27 protein-coding genes are annotated in these 23,558 nt (G+C 69.0%); 12 read left to right on the top strand and 15 right to left on the bottom strand.

Annotation, left to right across the window (positions count from 1 at the left end):
* Nucleotides 1–4 precede the first annotated feature (4 nt).
* Nucleotides 5–898 carry a hypothetical protein gene (locus LQZ87_RS06285; protein ID WP_230102611.1) on the top strand — a complete coding sequence of 298 codons (894 nt, stop codon included), beginning with the start codon at nucleotides 5–7 and terminating at the stop codon, nucleotides 896–898.
* Here LQZ87_RS06285 and LQZ87_RS06280 read toward each other — a convergent pair.
* The 4 genes from LQZ87_RS06280 to LQZ87_RS06265 form a co-directional block, all read right to left on the bottom strand.
* Nucleotides 841–1,989 carry a hypothetical protein gene (locus tag LQZ87_RS06280; RefSeq protein ID WP_230102610.1) on the bottom strand — a complete coding sequence of 383 codons (1,149 nt, stop codon included), beginning with the start codon at nucleotides 1,987–1,989 and terminating at the stop codon, nucleotides 841–843. The genes LQZ87_RS06285 and LQZ87_RS06280 overlap by 58 nt on opposite strands.
* A 92-nt stretch (nucleotides 1,990–2,081) precedes the next feature.
* Entirely contained in the window at nucleotides 2,082–2,738 is a 657-nt protein-coding gene (locus tag LQZ87_RS06275; protein WP_230102609.1) for a response regulator transcription factor, read from the bottom strand.
* Nucleotides 2,735–3,940 carry a histidine kinase gene (locus LQZ87_RS06270; protein ID WP_230102608.1) on the bottom strand — a complete coding sequence of 402 codons (1,206 nt, stop codon included), beginning with the start codon at nucleotides 3,938–3,940 and terminating at the stop codon, nucleotides 2,735–2,737. Before LQZ87_RS06270 ends, LQZ87_RS06275 begins: the two co-directional genes overlap by 4 nt.
* A 56-nt stretch (nucleotides 3,941–3,996) precedes the next feature.
* Entirely contained in the window at nucleotides 3,997–4,626 is a 630-nt protein-coding gene (locus LQZ87_RS06265; protein ID WP_230102607.1) for an RNA methyltransferase, read from the bottom strand.
* A gap of 81 nt (nucleotides 4,627–4,707) precedes the next feature.
* Between LQZ87_RS06265 and LQZ87_RS06260 the strand changes: the two genes are divergently transcribed.
* From LQZ87_RS06260 to LQZ87_RS06240, 5 genes are all read left to right on the top strand, one after another.
* A complete protein-coding gene (locus tag LQZ87_RS06260; protein ID WP_230102606.1) occupies nucleotides 4,708–5,985 on the top strand; it encodes an Nramp family divalent metal transporter in 1,278 nt (425 codons plus the stop codon).
* A gap of 23 nt (nucleotides 5,986–6,008) precedes the next feature.
* On the top strand, nucleotides 6,009–6,641 hold the full coding sequence (locus tag LQZ87_RS06255; RefSeq protein WP_230102605.1) for a metal-dependent transcriptional regulator: 633 nt from the start codon (nucleotides 6,009–6,011) through the stop codon (nucleotides 6,639–6,641).
* Nucleotides 6,642–6,711: 70 nt separating this feature from the next.
* Nucleotides 6,712–7,512: an HAD-IIA family hydrolase gene (locus tag LQZ87_RS06250; protein ID WP_230102604.1), complete on the top strand. Its 801-nt coding sequence runs from the start codon at nucleotides 6,712–6,714 to the stop codon at nucleotides 7,510–7,512.
* A gap of 21 nt (nucleotides 7,513–7,533) precedes the next feature.
* Nucleotides 7,534–8,109, top strand: coding sequence for a YdeI/OmpD-associated family protein (locus tag LQZ87_RS06245; protein WP_230102603.1), 576 nt, complete (start codon nucleotides 7,534–7,536; stop codon nucleotides 8,107–8,109).
* A complete protein-coding gene (locus tag LQZ87_RS06240; protein ID WP_230102602.1) occupies nucleotides 8,106–8,273 on the top strand; it encodes a hypothetical protein in 168 nt (55 codons plus the stop codon). Before LQZ87_RS06245 ends, LQZ87_RS06240 begins: the two co-directional genes overlap by 4 nt.
* Before the next feature lie 190 nt (nucleotides 8,274–8,463).
* On the opposite strand, the gene LQZ87_RS06235 is transcribed toward LQZ87_RS06240, so the two are convergent.
* From LQZ87_RS06235 to pyrE, 3 genes are all read right to left on the bottom strand, one after another.
* Nucleotides 8,464–9,627, bottom strand: coding sequence for an anhydro-N-acetylmuramic acid kinase (locus LQZ87_RS06235; protein ID WP_230102601.1), 1,164 nt, complete (start codon nucleotides 9,625–9,627; stop codon nucleotides 8,464–8,466).
* Nucleotides 9,628–9,748: 121 nt separating this feature from the next.
* Nucleotides 9,749–10,651 (bottom strand): ROK family protein, encoded by a 903-nt coding sequence (locus LQZ87_RS06230; RefSeq protein WP_230102600.1) that lies wholly within the window; start codon nucleotides 10,649–10,651, stop codon nucleotides 9,749–9,751.
* Entirely contained in the window at nucleotides 10,648–11,220 is a 573-nt protein-coding gene (gene pyrE / locus LQZ87_RS06225; RefSeq protein WP_230102599.1) for an orotate phosphoribosyltransferase, read from the bottom strand. The genes LQZ87_RS06230 and pyrE overlap by 4 nt, the downstream gene beginning before the upstream one ends.
* A gap of 100 nt (nucleotides 11,221–11,320) precedes the next feature.
* Between pyrE and LQZ87_RS06220 the strand changes: the two genes are divergently transcribed.
* A complete protein-coding gene (locus LQZ87_RS06220) occupies nucleotides 11,321–11,857 on the top strand; it encodes a YbhB/YbcL family Raf kinase inhibitor-like protein (RefSeq protein ID WP_230102598.1) in 537 nt (178 codons plus the stop codon).
* Nucleotides 11,858–11,862: 5 nt separating this feature from the next.
* On the opposite strand, the gene LQZ87_RS06215 is transcribed toward LQZ87_RS06220, so the two are convergent.
* The 6 genes from LQZ87_RS06215 to LQZ87_RS06190 are packed head-to-tail and all read right to left on the bottom strand — an operon-like array spanning nucleotide 11,863 to nucleotide 16,950.
* Nucleotides 11,863–12,723, bottom strand: coding sequence for a MurR/RpiR family transcriptional regulator (locus LQZ87_RS06215; RefSeq protein ID WP_230102597.1), 861 nt, complete (start codon nucleotides 12,721–12,723; stop codon nucleotides 11,863–11,865).
* Nucleotides 12,704–13,591 carry a phosphonate ABC transporter, permease protein PhnE gene (gene phnE, locus LQZ87_RS06210; RefSeq protein WP_230102596.1) on the bottom strand — a complete coding sequence of 296 codons (888 nt, stop codon included), beginning with the start codon at nucleotides 13,589–13,591 and terminating at the stop codon, nucleotides 12,704–12,706. Before phnE (LQZ87_RS06210) ends, LQZ87_RS06215 begins: the two co-directional genes overlap by 20 nt.
* Nucleotides 13,588–14,406, bottom strand: coding sequence for a phosphonate ABC transporter, permease protein PhnE (gene phnE, locus LQZ87_RS06205; RefSeq protein WP_230102595.1), 819 nt, complete (start codon nucleotides 14,404–14,406; stop codon nucleotides 13,588–13,590). Before phnE (LQZ87_RS06205) ends, phnE (LQZ87_RS06210) begins: the two co-directional genes overlap by 4 nt.
* Nucleotides 14,403–15,224: a phosphonate ABC transporter ATP-binding protein gene (gene phnC / locus LQZ87_RS06200; protein WP_230102594.1), complete on the bottom strand. Its 822-nt coding sequence runs from the start codon at nucleotides 15,222–15,224 to the stop codon at nucleotides 14,403–14,405. Before phnC ends, phnE (LQZ87_RS06205) begins: the two co-directional genes overlap by 4 nt.
* 12 nt (nucleotides 15,225–15,236) lie before the next feature.
* Entirely contained in the window at nucleotides 15,237–16,247 is a 1,011-nt protein-coding gene (gene phnD, locus LQZ87_RS06195) for a phosphate/phosphite/phosphonate ABC transporter substrate-binding protein (RefSeq protein WP_230102593.1), read from the bottom strand.
* Nucleotides 16,240–16,950: an HAD family hydrolase gene (locus LQZ87_RS06190; RefSeq protein WP_230102592.1), complete on the bottom strand. Its 711-nt coding sequence runs from the start codon at nucleotides 16,948–16,950 to the stop codon at nucleotides 16,240–16,242. Before LQZ87_RS06190 ends, phnD begins: the two co-directional genes overlap by 8 nt.
* 153 nt (nucleotides 16,951–17,103) lie before the next feature.
* Between LQZ87_RS06190 and LQZ87_RS06185 the strand changes: the two genes are divergently transcribed.
* On the top strand, nucleotides 17,104–17,949 hold the full coding sequence (locus tag LQZ87_RS06185) for an exodeoxyribonuclease III (protein ID WP_230102591.1): 846 nt from the start codon (nucleotides 17,104–17,106) through the stop codon (nucleotides 17,947–17,949).
* A 10-nt stretch (nucleotides 17,950–17,959) separates the two neighbouring features.
* On the opposite strand, the gene LQZ87_RS06180 is transcribed toward LQZ87_RS06185, so the two are convergent.
* The gene (locus tag LQZ87_RS06180; protein ID WP_230102590.1) at nucleotides 17,960–18,583 is read right to left on the bottom strand and encodes a dihydrofolate reductase family protein; all 624 of its coding nucleotides are present in this window, start codon (nucleotides 18,581–18,583) and stop codon (nucleotides 17,960–17,962) included.
* Between the two features lie 127 nt (nucleotides 18,584–18,710).
* Between LQZ87_RS06180 and LQZ87_RS06175 the strand changes: the two genes are divergently transcribed.
* The gene (locus LQZ87_RS06175) at nucleotides 18,711–19,970 is read left to right on the top strand and encodes a sensor histidine kinase (RefSeq protein ID WP_230102589.1); all 1,260 of its coding nucleotides are present in this window, start codon (nucleotides 18,711–18,713) and stop codon (nucleotides 19,968–19,970) included.
* Nucleotides 19,967–20,656 carry a response regulator transcription factor gene (locus tag LQZ87_RS06170; RefSeq protein ID WP_230102588.1) on the top strand — a complete coding sequence of 230 codons (690 nt, stop codon included), beginning with the start codon at nucleotides 19,967–19,969 and terminating at the stop codon, nucleotides 20,654–20,656. Before LQZ87_RS06175 ends, LQZ87_RS06170 begins: the two co-directional genes overlap by 4 nt.
* A 143-nt stretch (nucleotides 20,657–20,799) precedes the next feature.
* Here LQZ87_RS06170 and LQZ87_RS06165 read toward each other — a convergent pair whose 3' ends face one another.
* Nucleotides 20,800–21,372: an NADPH-dependent FMN reductase gene (locus LQZ87_RS06165; RefSeq protein WP_230102587.1), complete on the bottom strand. Its 573-nt coding sequence runs from the start codon at nucleotides 21,370–21,372 to the stop codon at nucleotides 20,800–20,802.
* A gap of 176 nt (nucleotides 21,373–21,548) precedes the next feature.
* Between LQZ87_RS06165 and LQZ87_RS06160 the strand changes: the two genes are divergently transcribed.
* Nucleotides 21,549–22,445, top strand: a complete 897-nt coding sequence (locus tag LQZ87_RS06160) for an ATP-binding cassette domain-containing protein (RefSeq protein ID WP_230102586.1) — start codon at nucleotides 21,549–21,551, stop codon at nucleotides 22,443–22,445.
* Entirely contained in the window at nucleotides 22,442–23,542 is a 1,101-nt protein-coding gene (locus LQZ87_RS06155; protein ID WP_230102585.1) for an ABC transporter permease, read from the top strand. The genes LQZ87_RS06160 and LQZ87_RS06155 overlap by 4 nt, the downstream gene beginning before the upstream one ends.
* Nucleotides 23,543–23,558 lie beyond the last annotated feature (16 nt).

The following is a 23,558-nucleotide window of genomic DNA, read 5'->3' as shown; positions in this document are numbered from 1 at the left end:
CTCCATGAACACCACCTGGCCCGGCGACTCGGCGACCGTCGTGCGCTGGCTGCGCGCGACGCTGCACGCCGAGGTCGCCGACTCCCGCGAGGCTCGGATCAGCGGTCTCGACGACGTCAAGATCGCAGCCGATCTCTCGGGCAACGACCTGCAGCACCTCACCGTCGATGCCACGCGCGTCCGTCTGCAGTTCGACTGGCGCGCGTCGCCCGACCTCGCCGCGCGCAACGAAGCGGCGGCCGGACACCACGACCCGCAACCGGTCGGCGAGGAGCCCGGAACGATACAGGAAATGCGGATACGAGCAACGCCGATCCGCATCGAGCGGACCGACGTGAACATCGACGTGCAGGCGTTCGACATCCCGATCCTCTGGCAGACGTTCGCCGAACCCACCGATCCGAGACACCCCGAGAGCATCAATGGGCTGTCCGCACCGGACGACCTGAGCTCGGCGCGCGGAACGTTCTCAGCTTCGGTGAGGACGCAGGATCTCGTTCCACTGCTCACATCCGTCCTGCGTCCGGCGTTGGCCGAGGTCGGCATCCGTCTCGGCCGCGTGAAGCTCGATGTGACGGGCGACGGCAGCGACGGCATCCACGTCACGGCGTACGCCGGAGGGCGCTGGAAGCTGCTCCTCGCCTCGGCGCACGCCGATGCGAAGATTCGTGTGACCAGGGATGCCGTCATCACCGTGAACGAGCTGACACTCGGCAGTCGCAACCCGCTCGTCGCCCTCGCGCTGCGCTTCACGCGCAAGCATGTCCGCGAGATCGTCGGCCAACCGTATGACCTGAACGCGGCACTGGGCGACGACCAGGGCGCGACGTCCTCCCGCATTCACGACCTGCGGGTCGCAACAGGAGAAGACTTCTCCGTGTCAGGAAGGGTCAACTGACCCTGGTCTGACGCATCCCGCCGGTGCAGCACGTAGCCCCAAGCTGCCAGAGCGAGCAGCGGACCCCAGAGCCAGAACGGGAAGACGAGCACGAGCTCGAGCGCGAGCTCGAAGCTCCCGTCGCCGAGGCTGCCGTCGAGAACGGACACGATCCAGTCCACTCCGCCGGCGAGGAACAGCGCCGCGACGACGAACGCCGGCACCGCAGCCAGCGCGACCGGCACAGCACGCCCGCCGAGGCCGCCCATCCAGCCGGGGAAACGTCGGCCCCACGGCAGGATCAGACCGAGCGTCAGCACGCCGCCGGCGAGCATCGCCGCACCGAGGCCGAGCCCGGTGAGCAGCACCATCGGCATGTCGGCGAGGTCGACACCGTTCGGTGCGAGCAGCGGCCACGGCGTCAGCCAGCTTGCGCGAGCGATCGTGTAGGGCAGCGCGCAGCAGGCGGCGGCGATCGTGATCGCGATGCGATTCCGCAGCACCCATGAGGCGAAGCGCCCGTGTGAGCCTTCTGAGCCGGTGGCCGCCCAGGCCGTGAGCGCCACGAGCAGCACGAGATGCGCCGCTGCGAGCAGCAGCACCGGAATCTTCTCGATGAGCGAGGCTGTGAGCTCCTGGGCGAGAAGAGCGCCCTGCATTCGCACGACCGCCCAGGTCACGATGCCGGCGAGTACAGCGATCACCGCCAGCCCCCACCACAGATGACGCCGAACGAGCAGCGCGGCGAGCACGACGGCGCCGACGATCACGACCATCGCGAACGTGTAGCCTGCGACGGGAATCATGCTGCCCGGCGTCAGCAGGAAGGCGATGACCGCCAGGACGACCGCCGCGATGCGCAGCACAGGCGGCGTCGCACCCGTTGGTCCGACGATCCCGCGCGCTCCGAGTGCGATGCCGGCCAGGCCGGTCGCGACGCCGATCGCCGCGGATACCGGTGCTGGCAGCATCCGATCGACGAGGCTGGGCCCGAGGGTGTCGAGTGCGGATGACGCATGTGGGGCGATGAGCGTGACCGCAGCGGCAACCGCGATCAGGGCGGCGGATACGACGATCCCGACCGCAAGGAACTGTCTGGTTCGTGTGTTCATGCCATTCACGGTATGTACACGGGCGGGTCGTCCGCATCGCCCGGGAAGGCGGTCTGCGTCACCCGCGCGGGTGAGACCCGAGTGCCGCCGAGTCAGCCCTGGGGCCGCAGCACACCACGCTCGTACGCCCAGATAACGACGTGGATGCGATCGGGCAGGCCGAGCTTGGCGAGAACCGCCTTGACGTGCGTCTTGACGGTGTTCCCCGACAGGAACAGCCGTCGGGCGATGTCGTCGTTGGATGCTCCGGTCGCCAGCATCCTCGCGACATCCCGCTCGCGCGGGCTCAGCACCTCGAGCGCCGCGGCCGGGTCGCTCGCGGGCGCACCCTCCCGGACGAAGCCGAGCAGCGCCTGCGTCGCCCGCGGCGACATCACCGGCTCGCCGGCCGCGACCGCGATGATCGCATCGGCGAGCGCGTCAGGGCTGGCATCCTTCGTCAAGAACCCGCTCGCACCCTCGCGCACGGCGCCGAAGACGTACTCGTCGAGGTCGAAGGTCGTGAGCACCAGCACACGCGCCTGCGGCCGCATCCGCAGAACCTCCCGCGTCGCCGCGATGCCGTCGATTCCCGGCATCCGGATATCCATGAGCACGACGTCGACCGCGTGCGCGCGCACGAAGGCGATCGCCTCGTCGCCCGACGTCACCGAGCCGACGACATCGAGCCGCGCATCGCGCTTCAGCATCGCCGCCACCGCCTCGCGGAACAGCGCCTGGTCGTCGGCGAGCAGCACGCGGACGCTCATGGGATCGCATCCATTCCGATCTCGGCATCCATTCGTGGGAGCTGCGCTCGAACGGTCCAGCCCGAGCGATCCGCGGCCTGGGCGCTGAGCATTCCGCCCGCGCTGCGCACTCGCTCGGCCATGCCGATCAGGCCCATTCCTGCTCCAGGGCTCCGCTCGGATGCCACGCCGGAGCCGCCGTCATCGACGACCGTCACCACGAGCGCCTCCGCCGTCCAGCGCATCCGCACGTCGATGCGCCGAGGCGGGGCTGTGTGCCGGATGGCGTTGGCGAGCGCCTCGCGCACCGCGTGATGCAGCGCGATCCGCGCCGGAGGATCCAGCTGCCCGCGCCTGCCGTCCTCGACGAACGTCGTCTCGGTCTCGGCGCTTCGAGCGGCATCGACGTCGGCGCGGATCACATCGAGATCGGGGAAGGGCTCATGCGGAGCATCCGAGCCCGCGGCCACGATCCCCCGCATCCCCCGCAGCGCCTCACGCCCGGTGTCGACCACGACCGACATCGCTCTGGCGCTCTCATCCGGGTCTTCGCGCACGTAGGCACGGGCGACCTCCGCCTGCGCGATCATCACCGTCATCGAGTGCGCGACGACGTCGTGCAGATCGCGGTTGATGCGCATCCTCTCCTGCGCGATCGCCGCCTCGACATGGGCGCGATCGCGGTCGTCGGCCTGCTGCCTGCGCAGCTGCTGAAGCATCCCGATCGCCCACGCCACCGAGACGAGCGCGATCAGGCCGACGAGCATGCCCCACCGCACCTGAGGCTCGAGCACGGACATCGGCATGAACGTGATGATCACTGCGCCGAGCACACCGATGCCCAGCGCACCGAGTCCGAGCAGGCGGCTGCGCTGGATCACGACCTGGGCCAGACACAGCAGGAAGGCGGCCGACGACGGGTACACCGCGGCTGGGACGCCGTCAGAGCCGGGCATCGCGGCGAGCGCGAGCATTGCGGCGCTGGCGGCCCCGAACGACGCGACAGGGAACCGCAGCGCGAGGAACGACAACGCATGGAGCACGACGAACAGCAGGGCCAGGATCACCACGAGCGGAGTCGCGGCAGGGTTCGGCCCCTGCACGAGCGCGAGCAGGCTCGACGGCAGCAGCACGATCGTCAGCGCTGCCGCGAGCATCACATCGGGGCGGCCGATGCTCCGCCAACCGCCGATGGAGGCGCTTCTCGTCTCACCTGCAGGCACGGCCCAATGGTGTCACAGCGTCCGTGACGGCGAGTCGCCCGTGCGGGTGATCCTCCTCAGCCCGCGTACCGCCGGCACCACTCGTACATGATCACCGCTCCGGCGGCGCTCGCGTTGATCGAACGCGTCGACCCGTACTGGGTGATCTCGATGTGTCCTGAAGCCGCGGCGATCGCCTCTTCGGTGAGCCCTGGCCCCTCCTGCCCGAACAGCAGCACGCAGCGCTCCGGCAGATCGGCCTTGTCGACCGGTACGGCGCCTTCGACATTGTCGACCGCGATGATCGGGATGCCCTCGCCAGCCGCCCATTCGGCGAACGATGCGACGTCCTCGTGGTGCACGACGTGCTGGTAGCGATCCGTGACCATGGCGCCGCGCTTGTTCCAGCGGCGTCGGCCGATGATGTGCACTGTGTCGGCGAGGAAGGCGTTGGCGCTGCGCACGATCGAGCCGATGTTCATGTCGTGCTGCCAGTTCTCGATCGCGACATGGAACGGATGACGACGGGTGTCGAGGTCGGCCACGATCGCCTCCATGCGCCAGTACCGGTAGCGGTCGATGACATTGCGGGTGTCGCCGAGCTCGAGCAGCTCTGGATCGTACTGCTCCGCCTGGGGCCACTGCCCTGCGCCCCCTGGCCAAGGGCCGACGCCGTGGGTGGTGCGCTCCGGCGTCTGCTCTTCCATCCAGCCAGGTTATCCGGCTCGCCATAGATTTCGGTGTGCCTAAAAATGGTCTATGGTTTCGGTGTGCCTAAAAATTTGACGATGGAAGCGCCCGCCGCCCGTGCCACGCCTCCGCGGAGCCTCTGGCTCCTCGGGCCCGCTCTCGTGGCGGGCGTCGCGTATCTCGATCCAGGCAACGTCGCGAGCAACATGACCGCCGGGGCCGAGTACGGATACCTGCTGGTGTGGATCGTGCTCGCCGGCAACGTGATGGCCTGGCTCATCCAGTACCTCTCGGCCAAGCTCGGCGTCGTCACAGGGCAGAGCCTGCCCGAGGTGCTGGGCACGCGCCTGGGCAACAAATGGGGCCGTCGTGCCTATTGGCTACAGGCCGAGCTCGTCGCGATGGCGACCGACCTCGCCGAGGTGATCGGCGGCGCCGTCGCCCTGAACCTGCTCTTCGATGTGCCGCTGCTGCTCGGCGGATTCCTCACCGGTGCGGTCTCGATGATCCTGCTCGCCGTGCAGTCCCGGCGGGGTGCCAGGCCGTTCGAGTTCGTGATCATCGGGCTCATGGTGATCATCACCGTCGGCTTCCTCGCCGGAGTGTTCATCGCCCCGCCGGACGCGGGCAGCGTCGTCGCGGGCATCGTCCCCCGCTTCGAGGGGACCGGCTCTGTGCTGCTCGCGGCATCCATTCTCGGCGCCACGATCATGCCGCACGCGATCTACGCGCACTCGGCCCTGAGCCGTGACCGTTTCGGCGCGAATTCCCGCCGCCTCCCGGCGGATGCCACGGCCGAGGCCGCGCGCACCGAGACCTCACGCATCCGCCGACTCCTCACCGCAACGCGCTGGGACGTTTCGATCGCCATGATCATCGCCGGGTCGGTGAACCTCGGCATCCTGCTCCTGGCGGCCGCCAATCTCGCCGGCGTCGAGGGCACCGACTCGCTGGAGGGCGCCCACGCGGCCCTCGCCGCCGGCCTCGGCCCCGTAGTCGCGACGTTCTTCGCCGTCGGACTCCTCGCCTCAGGCCTCGCATCGACCTCGGTCGGCGCCTACGCGGGCGCCGAGATCATGCACGGGCTGCTGCACGTGCGCATCCCGTTGCTCGCCCGCCGGCTGATCACCCTGATCCCGGCCCTCGTGATCCTCGGCGTCGGCGTCGATCCGACGCTCGCACTCGTGCTGAGCCAGGTCGTGCTGTCGTTCGGCATCCCGTTCGCCCTGATCCCGCTCGTCGCGCTCACGGCGCAGAAGCGCACGCTCGGCAGATGGGCGAACAGGGCCTGGACGACCGCCGCCGGCGTCATCGCCTCCGTGCTGCTCATCGCCCTGAACGGAGCACTCCTCTGGCTGCTGATCTCGGGGACGTGAGCGGCGCCGCCTAAACTGGACGCGTGGCCTCCCCCGCAGCTGACGACTACCTGAAGACGGTGTACGCGCACACCGAATGGCAGGACGCGGCGATCACCCCATCGCAGCTCGCCGCGAAGCTCGGCATCGCCCCGTCGAGCGTCACCGAGATGGTCAAGAAGCTCGCCGCATCGGGGCTCGTCTCGCACGTGCCCTACGGCGCCGTGCGCCTGACGGACGCCGGTGAGGCTCGAGCCCTCGCGATAGTGCGCCGGCACCGGCTCATCGAGACCTGGCTGGTGCAGGAGTTCGACTACGCATGGGACGAGGTGCACGACGAGGCCGAGGTGCTCGAGCACACGATCAGCGACCGGCTGCTCGAGGGCATCGACGCGCGCCTCGGCCACCCGCGTTTCGACCCGCACGGAGATGCGATTCCGGATGCCGCGGGCGAGGTCGTCCGCGAGCCGTTCGTGCTGCTCGCCTCTGCCGATGTCGGTCACACCGGGCGCGTGCTGCGCGTCAGCGACGTCGACCCGCAGCTGCTGCGCGAGATCGAGGCGTCCGGCCTCGGGGTCGGGCACACGGTCGTCGTGACCGTCGAGGGCATCGAGGTCGACGGCTCGTCCGTTGCTCTGCCGGATGGTGCGGCCGACGCGATCTGGCTCGCGGCGTAGCATCCGCCCGCCGCCTGTTGCTCCCGGCGCCTGTTGCTCCCGTCTGAGGCGCGACCAATAGGCTGTGCACATGGCTCACCGCGACGACATCGAATGCTGGCTCACCGACATGGACGGCGTGCTCGTCCATGAGAACGACGCCATCCCCGGTGCATCCGAGCTGCTCGCAGGGTGGGAGGCCAATGGCATCCCGTACCTGGTGCTGACGAACAACTCGATCTTCACCGCCCGCGACCTCGCCGCACGCCTCCGCGCAAGCGGGCTGCACGTGCCGGAGGAGCGCATCTGGACCTCGGCGCTCGCCACAGCGGACTTCCTCGCGCAACAGGTGCCCGGCGGATCGGCGTTCGTGATCGGTGAGGCGGGCATCCTCACCGCGCTGCACGACGCCGGCTTCGTGATGACCGAGACGAACCCCGATTTCGTCGTCGTCGGCGAGACCCGCAACTACTCGTTCGAGGCGATCACGAAGGCGATCCGCCTGATCAACAAGGGTGCGCGATTCATCGTCACCAACCCGGATGCCACCGGCCCCAGCGTCGACGGTCCGCTCCCGGCGACCGGCGCCATCGCCGCGCTCATCACCAAGGCCACCGGCAAGGAGCCGTACGTGGTCGGCAAGCCGAACCCGATGATGTTCCGGTCGGCGCTCAACAAGATCGGCGCGCACTCGAAGAAGACCGGCATGATCGGCGACCGCATGGACACCGACATCGTCGCCGGCATCGAGGCGGGCCTCCACACGGTGCTCGTGCTCACCGGCATCAGCGATCAGGCCGAGATCGAGAAGTACCCGTTCCGCCCCGACGAGATCGTGGACTCGGTCGCCGACCTGCTGCCCACCATCACCGGAACGATCCCCACGGTCTGAATCGGAAGGGCATGGGCTGACGTGGGTGTTCTCGACGACGGCGACCGGATCACGGCGGCGGATGTCGCCGACTGGCGCGCCTGGCTCGAAGAGCATCACGCGAGCGCGAGCGCGGGCGGCGTGTGGCTGCTGAACGTGCGCGGTGCGGGTCCGGGGTCGTCACTCGAGTACGAGGATGCCGTCCGGCAGGCGCTCTGCTTCGGGTGGATCGACGGCCCAGTGCGGACGCTCGCCGAGGGGAACGGTCAGTGGTTCTCGCCACGGCGGCCGTCGAGCGGCTGGGCGGCGACGAACAAGGCACGGCTCGCTGCGCTCGAGGCTGACGGGCTGCTGGCTCCGGCCGGCATCCGGGCGATCGAGGTCGCGAAGGCGAACGGCACGTGGGAGATGCTCGATGGCCCAGAGGCCGGGATAGAGCCCGACGATTTCACCGCGGCACTGGATGCCGTCCCCGCCGCCCGCCCGAACTGGGACGGGTTCCCGAAGTCGGTGAAGAAGCTCGGGCTGACGCTCATCGCGACGGCTCGCCGGGACGAGACGCGATCGGCCCGCATCGCGAAGATCGTGGCGGATGCCGCAGAAGGGAAGCGCCCATGAACCAGCAGGACCTGCTGTTCCTCGTGCTGATCCTCATCACCCTGTCGACGCTCACGATCATCATCGTGCAGTTCGTGCGCTCGCGCCGCCGCGGCGGCTCAGACGACTCACGGGGCTCCGGCAACTGGTGGGAAGGGCCCTGGGACGACGACCGGAAGAGCTGACGGCGCGGTCACTCCTCCTCGGAGCGGGCAGGGGTCGCGAACGGCTGTCTCGGCGCGACTTTGACCGCCACATGCGACCCCCGCGCGCGAGCTCCCTCCCCGACTGAGCGGGCAGGGGTCGCGAACGGCTGCCTCGGCGCGACTTTGACCGCCGCATGCGACCTCCGCGCGCGAGCGCGCTCCCCGGCCCTCAGCCCTTGGCGAGCTCCAGGCCGCGCAGTTCGGCGACGGGCTCCGGCATCCTGAGCGGACCGGCACCGGGCGTGATCGTGCCCAGGATGCGCGGCTCGCGCGCTCCGGTTCCTCCAGGGGTCACGGCTGCGACGCCATGCATCGTGCACCACCCGATCAGGGCGAACAGGATCGCCTCCTTCGCATCGGCCGGTGCTCCGAGCTCGTCTGCGAGGACGATTTCGGTCTCGAGGAGGGCCGCGCGCAGTCCGTCCATGATGAGCGGGTTGTGGCATCCACCGCCCGAGACGGCGAGGAACCGGATGCCGGCAGCGCGCACATCCTGCGCGACCGTGCGGACGGTGAGCTCGGTGAGCGTGCGGACGAGGTCGGCGATCGGAAGGTCTCGTCCGAGCGCTGCGACGTGCTCGCGCACGTATGCGAGGTGGAAATGCTCTTTGCCGGTGCTCTTCGGGGCGGCGAGCGCGTAGTACGGGTCTGCCAGCAGCGCCGCCAGCAGCTCATCGTCGATCGAGCCGGCGAGCGCGATCGCCGCATCCTCGTCGTAGCCGAGCGGGTTGAGTCCGTAGGCGCCGATGATCGCGTCGACGAGGGCGTTCGCCGGGCCGATGTCGTATGCGGTGACGCCCGACCGGTCGACCACCGTGATGTTGGCGATGCCGCCGAGGTTCAGCGCCGCCGCGACGCCGGCGCGCTCACGCAGCAGCAGCTCGTCGAGGAAGGACACGAGGGGTGCACCGTGTCCGCCGGCGGTGATGTCGCGGATGCGCACGTCGGAGACGACGGGAGCGCCGACGGCTTCGGCGATCCAGGCCGGCTGCCCGATCTGCAGGGTGCCGCGAGCGTGGTCGTCTTCGACCCAGTGGTAGACAGTCTGACCGTGAGTGCAGACCGCATCGACGTCGCCGATGGATGCCGCAGCGCGCCGCGCGACGTCGGCGAACGCCTGCCCGATCAGGGTGTCGAGCTCGCACACCTCGGCCAGCGTGGTCGGTGCCGGAGGGAGAGCTGCGACCAGGCGCGCGCGGAGCTCAGGATCGTACGGAACACTGTCCGCGAGCAGGAGCCGGCCGCTCAGCATCCCCTCGTGCTCTTCGAAGTCGACGACCGCGACGTCGATCCCGTCGTGGGAGGTGCCGGACAGGAGGCCGAGTACGCGCATCCCTCGAGCCTACGTCGTCCCGATCTGCTGACACCTGCACGTTCAGCGGACGTCTTAGCCGTTCCCGACCGCAGATCGGGACGAACTCGGCAGATCGGGGCGTGCAAGCCGACGCGACGACCTACCGAAGCACGAACGCAGCAGCGCCGATCAGCGGGCCCTCGTCGCCGAGGCCGGAGCGCACAACGCGCGCCGCGCGCGAGTACTCATGAGCAGCGGATGCCGTCAGCGCCGCCTGCACGAGGTCGATGTAGTCCTCGGAGACCCGCGAGAACCCGCCGCCGATCGCGACCACGTCGAGGTCGACGAGGGTCGCGGCATCCGCCAGCGTCTCCCCCACCGCGCGCGCCGAGCGCTCGATCGCCGCGCGTGCGGTCGAATCGCCCGCCGCGGCATCCCGGGCCAGATCCTCACCGGTCGCACCGGTCCATCCCTGCGACTGCGCCCACGTCGCGCTCGCGGGGCCGGAGGCGATCTCCTCGAGCGTCAGCCCGCCCTCGCGGCGCATCTGGCCGAGGTGCCCGGCGTTGCCGCTCGCACCGGCGACGTACTGTCCGTCCACGACGAACCCTCCGCCGACGCCGGTCGACACCACGATCGACAGCGAGGAGCGTGCATCGCGCGTTGCGCCGAGCCAGGACTCGGCGAGCGCGAGAGCGCCGCCGTCGTGCCCGAAGACGGTGCGGACATCATGGCCGACAGTCGCGGATGCTGCGGACCGGACGGCATCCGCCAGCCCGTACCCGCGCGCCGACGGCATGTTGACCGGGAAGATCGCGCCGGTGTCTCGGTCGACGGGGCCGGCGCTGCCGACTCCGGCGCCGATGAGCTCGGCACCCTCCGGCAGAGCGGCCAGCGCGTGGCTGACGACGGCGGTGATCGCGGCATCCATCGTCGCCGACGTCGCCGCTCGACCGGTCGCCTGCCGGCTGCGGCTGCCGTCGACCAGCGCCCCGTCCGTCGTGACCAGCGCCGCCTCGAGCTTCGTGCCGCCGACGTCGACGGCGAGCGCGTAGCCGGTCACTGCGGGTCGAGGCCGAGGTCGTCGAGGTCGAAGGCGGCGCGCCACTCGAGGCCTTCGGCTTCGATCGCTGCCTGCGCACCGGTCTTCCGGTCGACGATCACGGCGACGGCCACGATCTCGGCACCCTCGCGGCGCAGCGCCTCGACGGCCTTGAGCGCCGACTGCCCCGTCGTCGAGGTGTCCTCCAGGACGACGACGCGCTTGCCCGCGACATCCGCCCCTTCGATCTGGCGGCCGCGGCCGTGGTCCTTGGGCTCCTTGCGCACGACGAAGGCGTCGAGCGGACGGCCGTTCCGCTCGGATGCTGCGGCGACCGACGCGTGCATCACCGAGTTGGCGATCGGGTCGGCTCCGAGCGTCAGTCCGCCGACCGCGACGATGTCGAGATCGCCGATGAGGTCGAGCATGATCCGGCCGATCGCGGGAGCGGCGCGGTGGTCGAGGGTGAGCTTGCGCATGTCGACGTAGTACGTCGCCTTCTTGCCGCTCGAAAGGGTGAAGTCGCCGTGGAACACCGCCTCGTCCTTGATCAGAGCGAGCAGGGACTGGCGGTCGGCTTCGAGAGTCACGGCATCCAGTGTATGGCGCGGTGACGCTGGTCACGCATGGCCGATTCGCCTATCGTGGCCGTGGATCCGCAACGTCCGGATCCACGACGCAGGGAGATCAATGTTCTCGTACGACCCGTATGCCGAACTCGCCACGCTCCGCGACTTCGCCACGCTCGAACTGACCAGCCCCGATTTCGAGGCCGGTGGACCGCTGCCGCTATTCGCCTGGTCTGCGGGCCGCGGCGGCGAGGACCGCTCCCCCGGCCTGCAGTGGTCGCAGGCGCCGGCCGGCACCAAGAGCTTCGCGGTGTCGTGCTTCGACCCTGATGCCCCGACCGGGTCGGGATTCTGGCACTGGGCCGCCTTCGATCTGCCGGCCGACACCGCCGTGCTGCCCAGCGGCACCGGCGCCGCAGCCGCCCTGCCCGCAGGGACGAAGGTGATGCCGAACGAGGCGCGCCTGGAGCAGTACATCGGCGCGGCGCCTCCGGAGGGCACCGGCATCCACCGGTACTTCTTCGTCGTCGACGCGCTCGACGTCGAGAAGCTCGACTTGGACGGCGACGAGACGCCGGCGACCCTCGGGTTCCACCGGCACTTCCACACGCTGGCGCGCGGGGTTCTCATCGGCACCGCCGACCCCGCTGAGCGCTGACCGGGCTACTCCGAGAGGGAGTGGCCGAGGACGGACAGCGTGGCGACCTGGGCGGCCGTCGCGCTCTCTCCTCGCGTGCGGACGAGCAGTCCGACCACGGACTCGGTGACGAGCATGAGCGAAGCGCGCGACGTGTGAAGCAGCTCGTCGCGGAATGAGTCGTTGATCGGGGCGACGACGAGCGCGACGTCGGCGAACTCCGCGACCGGAGAGCGCGGGAACGACGTGATCGCGAGCACGCGCGCGCCCCCGGCCCGCGCAGCGGTCATGACATCGATGGATGCCCGGTTCACGCCGGATCCTGAGACGACCAGGCACGTCGATCCTGCTCCGAGCTGGGACGCCGTGATCTGCTGACCGAGCGTGTCAGCGACGTACTCGGCCGGGCGACCGGCCGAGGTCAGACGCATGGCGAGATCTGCGCCGACCGGCGCCGACAGCCCGTTCGCGGCGACCAGGAGCCTCGTGGCGGCATCCAGCTCGCCGACGAACGATGCCAGGGTCTCCTCTGTGACCGCCGACACCGTGTGGGCGAGCCGGGCGGAGAACCGGTCGACGGCTCCGCGCAGCGCACCGAGCATGGTGCCGTCCACCGTCTCGTCCTGCTTCGGCGCGGCCGTCGCCCTCTCCCGAGCCAGCGCGACGCGCAACTGCGGATACCCGTCGTATCCGAGCGTCTGCGCGGTGCGGATCACGGTCGCACGTCCCACCCCGACGACGTCGGCGATCTCCTGCGCGGTCCGCTCGACGGCCGCATCCGCATCCATTGCGATCCACTCGGCCACCCGGCGCTCACTGGGCTGCATCGACGGCGCCAACATCGCGATGCGGGCGGTCGGCGGGGCTTCAGCTGACCCTTGCCACATCGATCCGCTCCTCCCTCTGCACCAGGTTTCTCTGCGCCGGAGCCGCCTTGGCTCGTGGACCCTTCATGATCCTCCGCCGGATGGCACCCGAGACCGCATCCATCAGCATCGTCGCGACGACGACCACGATCAGCAGCATCCCGACCGTGTCCCACTGGCGGAAATTGGTGTAGTTCGCGAGCATACTGCCGATCCCGCCGGCGCCGACGAGACCGAGCACGGCGGACGTCCGGATGTTGATCTCGAAGCGATACAGCGCGAATGACAGCAAGGCGGGGGCGACCGCGGGCCACAAGGCCCACCGCGTGACCTCGGCCGTGTTCCCTCCGGCTGCACGCACCGCTTCGGATGCTCCTTCCTGCACGGACTCGACGGTCTCGTAGACCCACTTCGCCTGGGTTCCGATGCCGGCGATCGCCAGCGCCAGAGCTCCGGTGAACGGCGTGAGACCGGTGACCGTGAGCAGCAGCAGCGCGATGATGACCTCCGGCACGGCGCGGATGACGGCGAACAGCCCTCGAAGGGGCAGCCGCAGCCAGATCGGCCCGACGTTGCGCGCGGCGAGCATCCCGAGGGGAATGGAGACGATCACGCAGCCGATCGCACCGATCCAGGCCATCGAGAACGACCGCCACGTCTCGAACAGCGCCTGCGGAACCATCTCCCAGTTCGGCGCGGAGAACATGAGCCCGAGGTAGTGCGCGACCTCGCCGGGCAGCGACCCCAGATCGCTCCACGGGATCGGCAGCCCCACGGCGGATGCGAGCACCACGGCGCCGACGATGACGGCGACCACGGTGGGGGTGATTCGGGACGGATGCCGCGGCACCTCCAGACCGGTCGCCGACGGGGCGGTGAGGACGCTCATACGAGCCTCCTTCGCAGGAAGTTCGAGAAGATCTCGATGAGCACGACGACGACGAGGATCTCGAGGACGATCACCGCGACATCGTCGTAGGCGTAGAACGCACGGCGCTCGTCGAGCAGGCGCCCGATGCCGCCGGCGCCGACGATGCCGAGAATCGCGGAGATGCGGACGTTGAGCTCCAGGGTGTACAGCCACTGATTCGCGAACAGCGGCCACGTCTGCGGCAGCACCCCTCGGCGATTGATCTGCGTCTGCGTCCCGCCTGCCGCGCGGCCGGCTTCGATGATCGGCAGATCGGTCGCGTCGATCGCCTCGGAGACGAGCTTGACGATGATGCCGAGGTCGAACAGGAACAGCGTGATGAGTCCTGGCAGGGCTCCGACGCCGACCATCGCAACGAGAACCGTGGCGTAGACGAGGTCGGGGACGGAGCGGACGACGTTGATGATCGTGCGGACGAGGACGCGGGTCGGCGCGTTCGGATTGGTCGGAGCGGCGGCCCACAGAGTCAGCGGCACGGAGACGACGGCGGCGAGGGCGGCACCGACCACCGCCATCTGGAGCGTCTCGAGCATCGGCCCGATCGTGCGCGGCAGGAATCCGAAGTCTGGTTGCAGGAACTGCACCAGCAGCCCCGAGCCGTTGCTCCAATTGCGGATGAGAGCACCGACGTCGAGCTCGATGCCGCCGATCGCGGGGATGCAGGTCGCGACGGTGAATGCGGCGAAGGCGAGAAAGACGAGCGCCGTGCGCACGCGCGAGCGCGGCTTGGGCGGAACCTCTGCTGAGCGTGCGGCGGAAAGGCTGCTCGTCATGCGCCCAGCACATCCCGCGGCTGGATCGGACGCCCGTAGATCTGCTCGAAGTCGTGATCGGTGGCTGCAGCGGCCTGGCCGTCGTAGACCACCTCTCCCGCACGCAGGCCGATCATCCTGGTCGTGTACTGCCGAGCTAGATCCATCAGGTGGATGTTGACGAGCACGGTGAGCTGCTCGTCACGGTTGACCCGGCGCAGATCGTGCATGACCGCGTGAGCCGTCGGCGGGTCGAGGCTCGCGACCGGCTCGTCGGCGAGCATCACACTGGGCTGCTGCATGAGCGCCCTCGCGATCGCGACGCGCTGCTTCTGACCGCCGGAGAGCTGTCCGGCCCTGTTCCACACCTTCTCCAGCATCCCGACGGAATCCAGCGAGCGCAGCGCGAGCTCGCGATCCTGAGCGGTCGTGACCCCGAGCAGCGTCCGCCAGGTCGGCGTCCGCGCAAAGCTCCCGACGAGGACGTTGCGGTAGACGTCCGAGCGGTCCGCGAGGTTGAAGCCCTGGAAGATCATGCCGATGCGGCCGCGCAGCTCGCGGAGTGCGCGGCCGCGCATGCCGGTGACCGTGTGCGGGCCGACGGTCACCGTGCCGGATGACGCGGGCACCAGGCCGTTGATGGTGCGGATCAGGGTCGACTTGCCCGAGCCGGAGAGGCCGACGATCGAGACCATCTCACCTGCGGCGATGTCGAGTGAGACGCCGCTGAGGGCCCTGGTGCCGTTGGGGTAGGTGACCGACACGTCGTCGAGACGGATCGACCACGACGCGGAGGCCGGGGACGTCCCGACCTCCGCGTGCAGTGGATCAATGCGCATGTTCCTGCTTCGTCAGTTGGCGAACTGGGCGAGGATCTCGCCGTAGCGGGTGATCTCGTCCTCGGCGGTCTCGCTGGTCCAGTCCGACAGGCCGACGAGGTCGAACATGACCGACGCGGCCTCCTCGGAGGAATCGGCGTACTCGTCGAGCAGCGTGGTCAGTTCTTCGACGAGGTCATCGGGGAGCGCGGAGTTCACCGCGACGCCGCCATTGGGGATCATCTCGGTGTAGGCGAAGGCGACCACCTCGTCCGCGATGTCCGGCGCCTCCTCGGCGACAGTGGTGCGGGCATCCCAGTAGCCGAAGCTGACCTCGGCGTCGCCGTTGTACACCGCGAGGACCGCGTTGTTGTTGCCCTCGACGGGGACCTGCGTGATCCCGGCATCCGTGTCGACGCCCTGCTCGCGCATCGCGACGACGGGGTACTGGTAGCCGGCGGGCGATGTCGCCGCCTGCAGGGCGACCTTCGTGCCGTCGGTGATCTTGCCGAGCGCCTCGACGGCGGCCGGGCCCGATCCCGTCGACTCCGCTCCGGCCTCTTCGATGCCGTTGCACGATGACAGCTCGATGCCGCTGGCCGCGTACGTCGACATGACCGGCTCGTCGTCGCAGTACTTGTCGGGGTTGTTCGTGTAGGCCACGGCCGCGTACGAGGTTGCTCCGAAGCGCACGTCGCGCAGGATCAGCTCGGCGTCGTAGCGGTCGATCGCGTTGTAGAGCGACCCGGCGTCGGTGATGATGACCTGCGCCTGGTCGGTGCCGAGCGCTTCGACGGTGGCGGCGTAGTCGGATGCGACGACGCCATCGACCTCGATGCCGAGGTTCTCGGAGAGGTACGCGGTGAGCGGGTCGAGCGCCTGGGCGAGGTCTTCGCCCTCGACCGAGGGGACGAGCGACAGGGTGATGGACTCGGGCCATTCGGTCGCCTCGTCGGCTGAACCGTCCGCCGGCGTGCTGCTGCAGCCGGCGAGCGTGAGGACGGCGACCGCGGCGACGCCCGCGGTGAGCAGGGACTTACGCATGGAGATCATGCCTTTCGGTGTGGGTGGTGCGGGTGGGGGTACTGGATGCCGCGCCTGCGGCCCAGGCTTCGATGTCGCCGTACAGGTCGGCGATGGTGCGTGCACGCATCGTCACGCGCTCGGGAGAGCGCTCGGCGGTCGCACCGACCAGCGCTGTCGCGGCGCCCAGCTCGGCGGCGGGCGCCAGGTCGAACTCGAAGATGTCGCCGACCGAGAGCACGGGTCCCGCAGCGCATGCGGCGCGGAGGATGGGATACAGGCCAGCCGGCTTGCCGACCGTGAAGTGCAGGTCGTCGAACAGATCGGCGACGTTCCACCGGTCGAGCACGGGGAGGATGCCGGCACCGGGCGCGTTGGTTGCGAGGACGAGGCGTGCCGAGGTTCGGATGCGGGTGAGGAAGCCGGCCAGCCCGCTCGGTGGGGTGATCGCGGCGCGCTCGGTTCCGAGCAGCGCCCGCGACGACTGATAGGCGGATTCGAGGGCCTCGGCGGAGAGTCCCTGCTCGCCGGCGAGACTGCTGATGACGTCGTATCCGTCCCGCGCGTCGCGCTCACCGCGCTCGAACGCCGAGACCGCCTCCATGGCGCGGTCGGTGAACGGCGCATCGCCGCAGGCCGTCGCGACAGCGCTGGCGAAGGCCTCGAGCGGACCAGCGCCGAGCGCGATGGTCCCGTCGAAGTCGAGGACGATGGTGACGCTCACTGCTCTCCTGATCACTGGTTCGTACGATCTGCGGACGATGCGTCCACAGTGACAGTCGTGTATGGACGATTCGCCCCTCGGGCGTGAACGTCTCGTGAACTCCACGACCAGCGTCGGCATCCGGACGTCCGACACCGCCCGTAGGCTGGATGCATGCGCCTGGCCACCTGGAACATCAACTCCATTCGCACCCGCGTCTCCCGCGCCGTCGACTTCGCCGTCCGGGAAGACATCGACGTGCTCGCGCTGCAGGAGATCAAGTGCAAGCCTGAGCAGTTCCCGTACGAGCCGTTCGAGGCCGCGGGCTACCACGTCGAGGCACACGGCCTGAATCAGTGGAACGGCGTCGCGATCGCGAGCCGCCTTCCGATCACCGACGTCGAGACGTCGTTCGCGGGGATGCCGGGGTTCGCGAAGGGCCATGAGGGCCCGGATGCCCCGCTCGAGGCGCGCGCGATCGGAGCCACGATCGACGGCGTGAAGGTGTGGAGCCTGTACGTGCCCAACGGCCGCTCGCTCGACGACCCGCACTACGCGTACAAGCTGCACTGGCTGGAGCAGCTGCGGCGGGCCACCGCCGCCGAGCTGCAGGCGAAGCCCGATCTGCCGCTGGCGCTGGTGGGCGACTTCAACATCATCCCGCTGCCCGAGGACAACGGCGACCCCGACATCGTCGAGGGCGTCTCGACGCATGTCTCGCCGCAGGAGCGCGAGGCGTTCTTCGCCTTCAAGGATGCAGGGCTCGTGGACGTCGTCCGCCCGCTCATCCCCGAAGGATTCACGTACTGGGACTACCAGCGGCTGAAGTTCCCCCGCAACGAGGGCATCCGCATCGACTTCGTCCTGGGGTCCCGTGCGCTGGCGGATGCCGTGACCGGAGCATCCATCCACCGGAACGAGCGCAAGGGCGAGCAGCCCAGCGACCACGTCCCGGTGGTCGTCGACCTCGCCTTCGACACCGCCGAGGACGACGACGACATGCCGATGATCTTCGCCTGAGCCGCTCCCGCTACGACCCCATCACACCGGTGCGGATCTCGCCCTCCGCTGGCGCGTAGCGCAGACTGACAGCACCGCCGCCACCCGCCTCGGCACCGAGCAGCGTGAGGTTCGCCGCGGCCGCGCCGTCCGGGAAGACCTTCTTCCCTCGACCGAGCACGAGCGGATACACCCACAGCTGCAGAACGTCGAAGAGCTGCCCGTCCAGCAGGGTGTGGACGAAGTCGATGCTGCCGATCACGTGCACGTCCTCGTGCTTCTCGCGAAGCCGCGCGAGCTCCGCAGGCAGGTCGTCGCCGATGCGCGTCGAGCCCTGCCAGTCGAGCGCGAGATCGGCGTTCCTGGATGCCACGTACTTCGGCACCCGATCGAACAGCCGGCCGATCGAACCCTCCGGCCCCGTCGTGTGCTGCGGCCAGTACCCGGCGAAGATGTCGTAGGTCCGCCGACCCAGAAGGAGGGCGTCGAGGGTCGACATACCCTCCATGACCCAGCGGCCGACGGCGTCGTCGGGGACACCCGCCTGCCACCCGCCGAATGGGAATCGCCCTGAAGTGTCCTCCTCCGGCCCGCCTGGCGCCTGCGCCACGCCATCCAGGGTGGTGAACAGGTCGATGATGATGCGCCCGGTCATGATCGCTCCTTCGCCGTGAGGTTCTTCTCCAGCGTCCTCCGTTATCGGCCGTCTGTCGACCGGTTCTCGCGGCAGAATCCACCGCATGGCGGATGCCGCGGCATCCGGTCGCCCGTACCGTTGAGGCATGTCCGCATCCTCCCGCGCGCTGACGCCGCGTCAGCGCCAGACCGACGCGCTGCTGGCCGTCGTCATCTTCGTCGCCGGCGTCATCAGCGCAGCCCTGTCGGCGATCTCGGAGATCTACGGCGACGACCAGGCACCGCTGTGGCAGGCCCTGATCTACCTCGCGGTCGTGTCCGCACCGCTGGCGTTCCGCCGGGTGTGGCCGGCACCCGTCGCGATCCTCGTCTCGGTGGCCTACTTCGTCTCGGTCACGCTCCATCTGCCCGAGATCTACGCCGGCAACATCGCCGTGTTCATCGCCCTGTACACAGTGGGGGCCTGGATGGCGAATCGCCGTGCCGCGATGATCGTGCGTGTCGCGATCATCGTCGGCATGTTCGCGTGGCTGCTGATCACGATGTACCGCGACGCGATCGACGCCGCCCGCGAGGAGGACGTGATCGCCGGTGCCATGTCGCCCTATCTCGCGTTCATGCTGCTGAACCTGCTGATCAACGTGCTGTACTTCGCCGGGGCCTACTTCTTCGGCGAGCACGCCTGGAACTCCGCCATGCAGCGCCAGGCTCTCGAACAGCGCACGGTCGACCTGGAGCGCGAGCGCGAGGTCACCGCTGCCCAGGCCGTCGCCCTCGAGCGGGTGCGGATCGCACGCGAGCTGCACGACGTCGTCGCTCATCACGTATCGGTGATGGGCGTGCAGGCCGGGGCTGCCCGCATGGTCATCGACCACGATCCGGCGAAGTCCAAGGAGATGCTCGGCGGCATCGAGACCTCTGCGCGTGAGGCGATCAGCGAACTGCGTCACCTGCTCGAGACACTGCGCTCGTCGGACGCGGAGGGCGACGATGCGCCGTCGACCGTCGGGCTGGCGGACATCGAGAGCCTCGTCGAGGCGTCGGACGCCGCAGGACTTCCGACGCGGTTCACGGTCGTCGGCGATGAGCGCCCAGTGCCGTCGGTGGTGCAGGTGAACCTGTATCGGATCGCCCAGGAGTCGCTCACGAACGCACGGCGTCACGCCGGCCCCGCCGCGACGGCCGATGTGCGGCTGCGCTACACGGACGATGACGTCGAGCTCGAGGTGGTCAACACCGGCCGGAGACTCCTTGCTCCCCGCCCTGGCATGGGGCAGCTGGGCATGCGCGAGCGCGCGCTGGCTTCCGGCGGCGCGATCGAATCCGCACCGCGCGAGCAGGGCGGATGGCGCGTGCGCGCGCAGATCCCGCTGACCTCACCCGCGCTGACCGGAGCATCCGCATGACCGCACTGCATGCGAACGACATGATCCGCGTGCTGCTCGTCGACGATCACGCGATGCTGCGGGCCGGATTCCGGACGATCCTCAACAGCCAGCCCGACATCACCGTGGTCGGCGAGGCTGCGACGGGCGCCGAGGCGGTGGCGCAGGCATCCGTTCTGAGACCGGACGTCATCAGCATGGACGTGCAGATGCCCGACATGGACGGCATCGAGGCCACGCGCCGGATCGTCGCCGACCCTGAGGTGCACGCGTCGATCGCGATCGTGACGACGTTCGATCGCGACGACTATCTGTTCAGTGCGCTGGATGCCGGTGCGAGCGGGTTCCTGCTCAAGAACAGCGGACCGGAGGATCTCGTCTCGGCCGTTCGGGTCCTCGCTGCGGGCGATGGGATGCTCGCACCGGAGGTGACGCGTCGCGTGGTCCAGCGGTACGCGGCCGCTTCGCCGGGCGGGGATGCGGCGCCGACGGCATCCGCCCCGATACGACCCGCAGAGCCGTTCACCGACCGAGAGGCCGAGGTGCTGGCGCTCATGGCCGAGGCGATGAGCAACGCCGAGATCGCAGCGTCGCTGTTCATCGGAGAAGCGACGGTGAAGACGCACGTCTCGCGCATCCTGCAGAAGCTCGGCGCACGCGACCGCGTGCAGGCCGTCGTGCTGGCGCTGCGCGGCGGGCTCGCCTAGCGACCCGCACCCTGGTTAAGCCCGGGGCAAGCCCCGTCCTGACGCCGAGCCCCCGTCTTAGCACCGAGCCCCCGTCTTATCGACGCGTCTAAGACGGGGTGTCGGCGACAAGACGGGGGCTCGGCGAAGGGAGGGCGGGATGCTTACGCGTTCACCAGCTCTGCGGAGTGCTGCACGCGCGAGATGAGGCCGTTGAACGCCTCGAGGTAACCCATCAGGAAGCCGGCGGTGCTCTCGTCGGTGACCTGGCCGTCCTCGGTGAACAGGCCGGGGCGGTCCTGGATGAAGCCCTCGGGCTGGCCCATGGTGATCGCGCTGAAGTGACCGAGGATGGCGCGCAGGTGCTGCTGGGCGGCAGCCGTTGCGACGCCGGAGCCCGAGGTGCCGATGACGGCGACCGGCTTGCCGAAGAAGGACATCTCGCCGTACGGGCGGGTCGACCAGTCCAGAGCGTTCTTCAGGACGCCGGGGATGGAGCGGCTGTACTCGGGGGTGACGATGATGACGCCGTCGACGTCGGCGATGGCCTTCTTGAAGTCGAGGGCGACCTGCGGGAAGTCACCGTCGAAGTCGGGCGAGTAGAAGGGCAGGTCCTTGATCGAGATCTCGACGAGCTCGGTGCCCTCAGGTGCGAGGTTCGCCAGCACGCGCGCCAGGCGGCGGTTGATGGAGGTGCTGGAGATGCTGCCGACGATGTATCCGATGGTGCGGGTCACAGGAGAATCCTTCTGTTCGGGCTCGGTGAGAGCCTGGATGCTTTCCTCAGCCCTAACGCTTGTCGGAACAACTTATTCCTGCGCATGCAAAATCGATCGAATCCGTCTCGAGGCTGACCGACGATATCCGCCCCAGGGGGGATGCCGCGACACCGGCCGCTCCGTAGCGTGAAAGCATGCCCTCAGGAACCCTGCAGCTGAACAGCGTCACCAAGAGCTACGGCTCTCGGCGCGTACTCGACGACATCTCATTCCCTGTGCACTCCGGCCAGCTCACCGGCTTCGTCGGCGGCAACGGCGCCGGCAAGACCACGACCATGCGCATCATCCTCGGACTGCTCGCCTCGGACGGCGGCACCGTCACCCTCGGCGGCGAGCAGCTCACCGGCGACATCCGTCGACAGTTCGGGTACATGCCCGAAGAACGCGGCCTTTACCCGAAGATGAAAGTGCTCGAGCAGGTCGTGTACTTCGCGCGGCTGCACGGGTTCTCCAAAGCGGATGCCACGGCCAAGGCCACAGCGCTCCTCACCGAGCTCGGGCTCGAGGAGCGGCTGAACGACAACATCGAATCGCTCTCGCTCGGCAATCAGCAGCGGGCGCAGATCGCGGCATCCCTCGTCCACGAACCGGAGGTTCTCATCCTCGACGAGCCGTTCTCCGGCCTGGATCCGATCGCGGTCGAGACCGTCGCCGGCGTGCTGCAGGAGCGCGCTTCGCGAGGAGTCTCGGTTCTCTTCTCATCGCATCAGCTCGATGTCGTCGAGCGCCTCTGCGACGATCTCGTCATCATCGCCGGCGGCACGATCCGCGCCGCCGGCCCTCGCGATCAGCTGCGTGAGCAGTACTCCGCACCGCGGTGGGAGCTCAGCGGAAGCGGCGACGTCGGATGGCTGCGCGACGAGGCGGGCGTGACGGTCGTCGACTTCGAGGGCGGCAGCGCCGTGTTCGACGTCGACGACCCCGCCACGGCACAGCGGGTCCTCCGGCGGGCACTGCAGGACGGCGACGTCAGCAAGTTCGGTCCGCAGCATCCCACCCTCGCCCAGATCTTCAAGGAGGTCATCCAGTGAACGCCTCTCCCGTTCCCACCGCCGTCTCCACAGGGCAGGGCGTCTGGCTCGTCGCCGAGCGCGAGCTGAGCACCAAGCTGCGCAGCAAGGCGTATCTGATCTCCACGGCGATCCTGCTGCTCATCGCGCTGGGCGGCGTGATCTGGGCCGGCATCTCGTCGGCGAACCCCAGCTCGACGCCGATCGCGGCGACGGCGGCCACGGCATCCGCCCTCGAGGACATGGGCGGGTACGACGTGACCGAGGTCGAAGGCCGCGATGAGGCCACGGCGCTCGTCGAATCCGGCGAGGTCGATGCGGCGGTCATCGACGACCCGTCCTCGGCCACGGGGCTCGTGATCATCGCCGACAAGGAGGCTCCGCAGAGTCTGCTGATGGCGCTGTCGGCTTCGCCGGAGGTCGAGCTGCTCAACCCGGATTCCGCGAGCGGACCGTTCCGCTACATCCTGGGCATCGCGTTCGGACTCGTGTTCATGATGGCCGCGATGATGTTCGGAACCCCGATCGCGACCAGCGTCGTCGAGGAGAAGCAGACGCGCGTCATCGAGATCCTGCTCTCGAGCATCCCGGCGCGCGTGCTGCTGGCCGGCAAGGTCCTCGGCAACACGATCCTCGCCATCTCGCAGATCCTGCTGCTCGTGGCGGTGGGAACGGTGGGACTGATCGTCACAGGTCAGACCGAGATCCTCGCCGGTCTCGGCGGACCGGTGATCTGGTTCGCGGTGTTCTTCCTGTTCGGGTTCATCCTGCTCGCGGCGATGTTCGCCGCCGCAGGGTCGATGGTCTCGCGGCAGGAGGACGTCGGCGCGACCATGACCCCGGTGATGTACCTGACGATGATCCCGTACTTCCTGGTCATCTTCTTCGGCGACAACCCCGTCGTGATGACCGTGCTCTCGTACGTGCCCTTCTCAGCACCGGTCGGGATGCCGATCCGGCTGTTCTTCAACGAGGCCGAGTGGTGGGAGCCGCTGGCGTCGCTGGCGATCATGCTCGTCGCGTGCGTCGTCGTGATCCTGCTCGGCGCGAAGATCTACGAGAACTCGCTGCTGAAGATGGGCGCGCGGGTGAAGTTCCGGGAGGCGCTGCGCGGCTGAGGCCGCGCATCCTGTC

It is taken from the genome of Microbacterium sp. Bi121, from assembly GCF_918698005.1.
Lineage (GTDB): Bacteria > Actinomycetota > Actinomycetes > Actinomycetales > Microbacteriaceae > Microbacterium.
The sequence above is the reverse complement of the archived record's forward strand: the minus strand, read 5'-3'. Positions and strand labels throughout refer to the sequence as shown.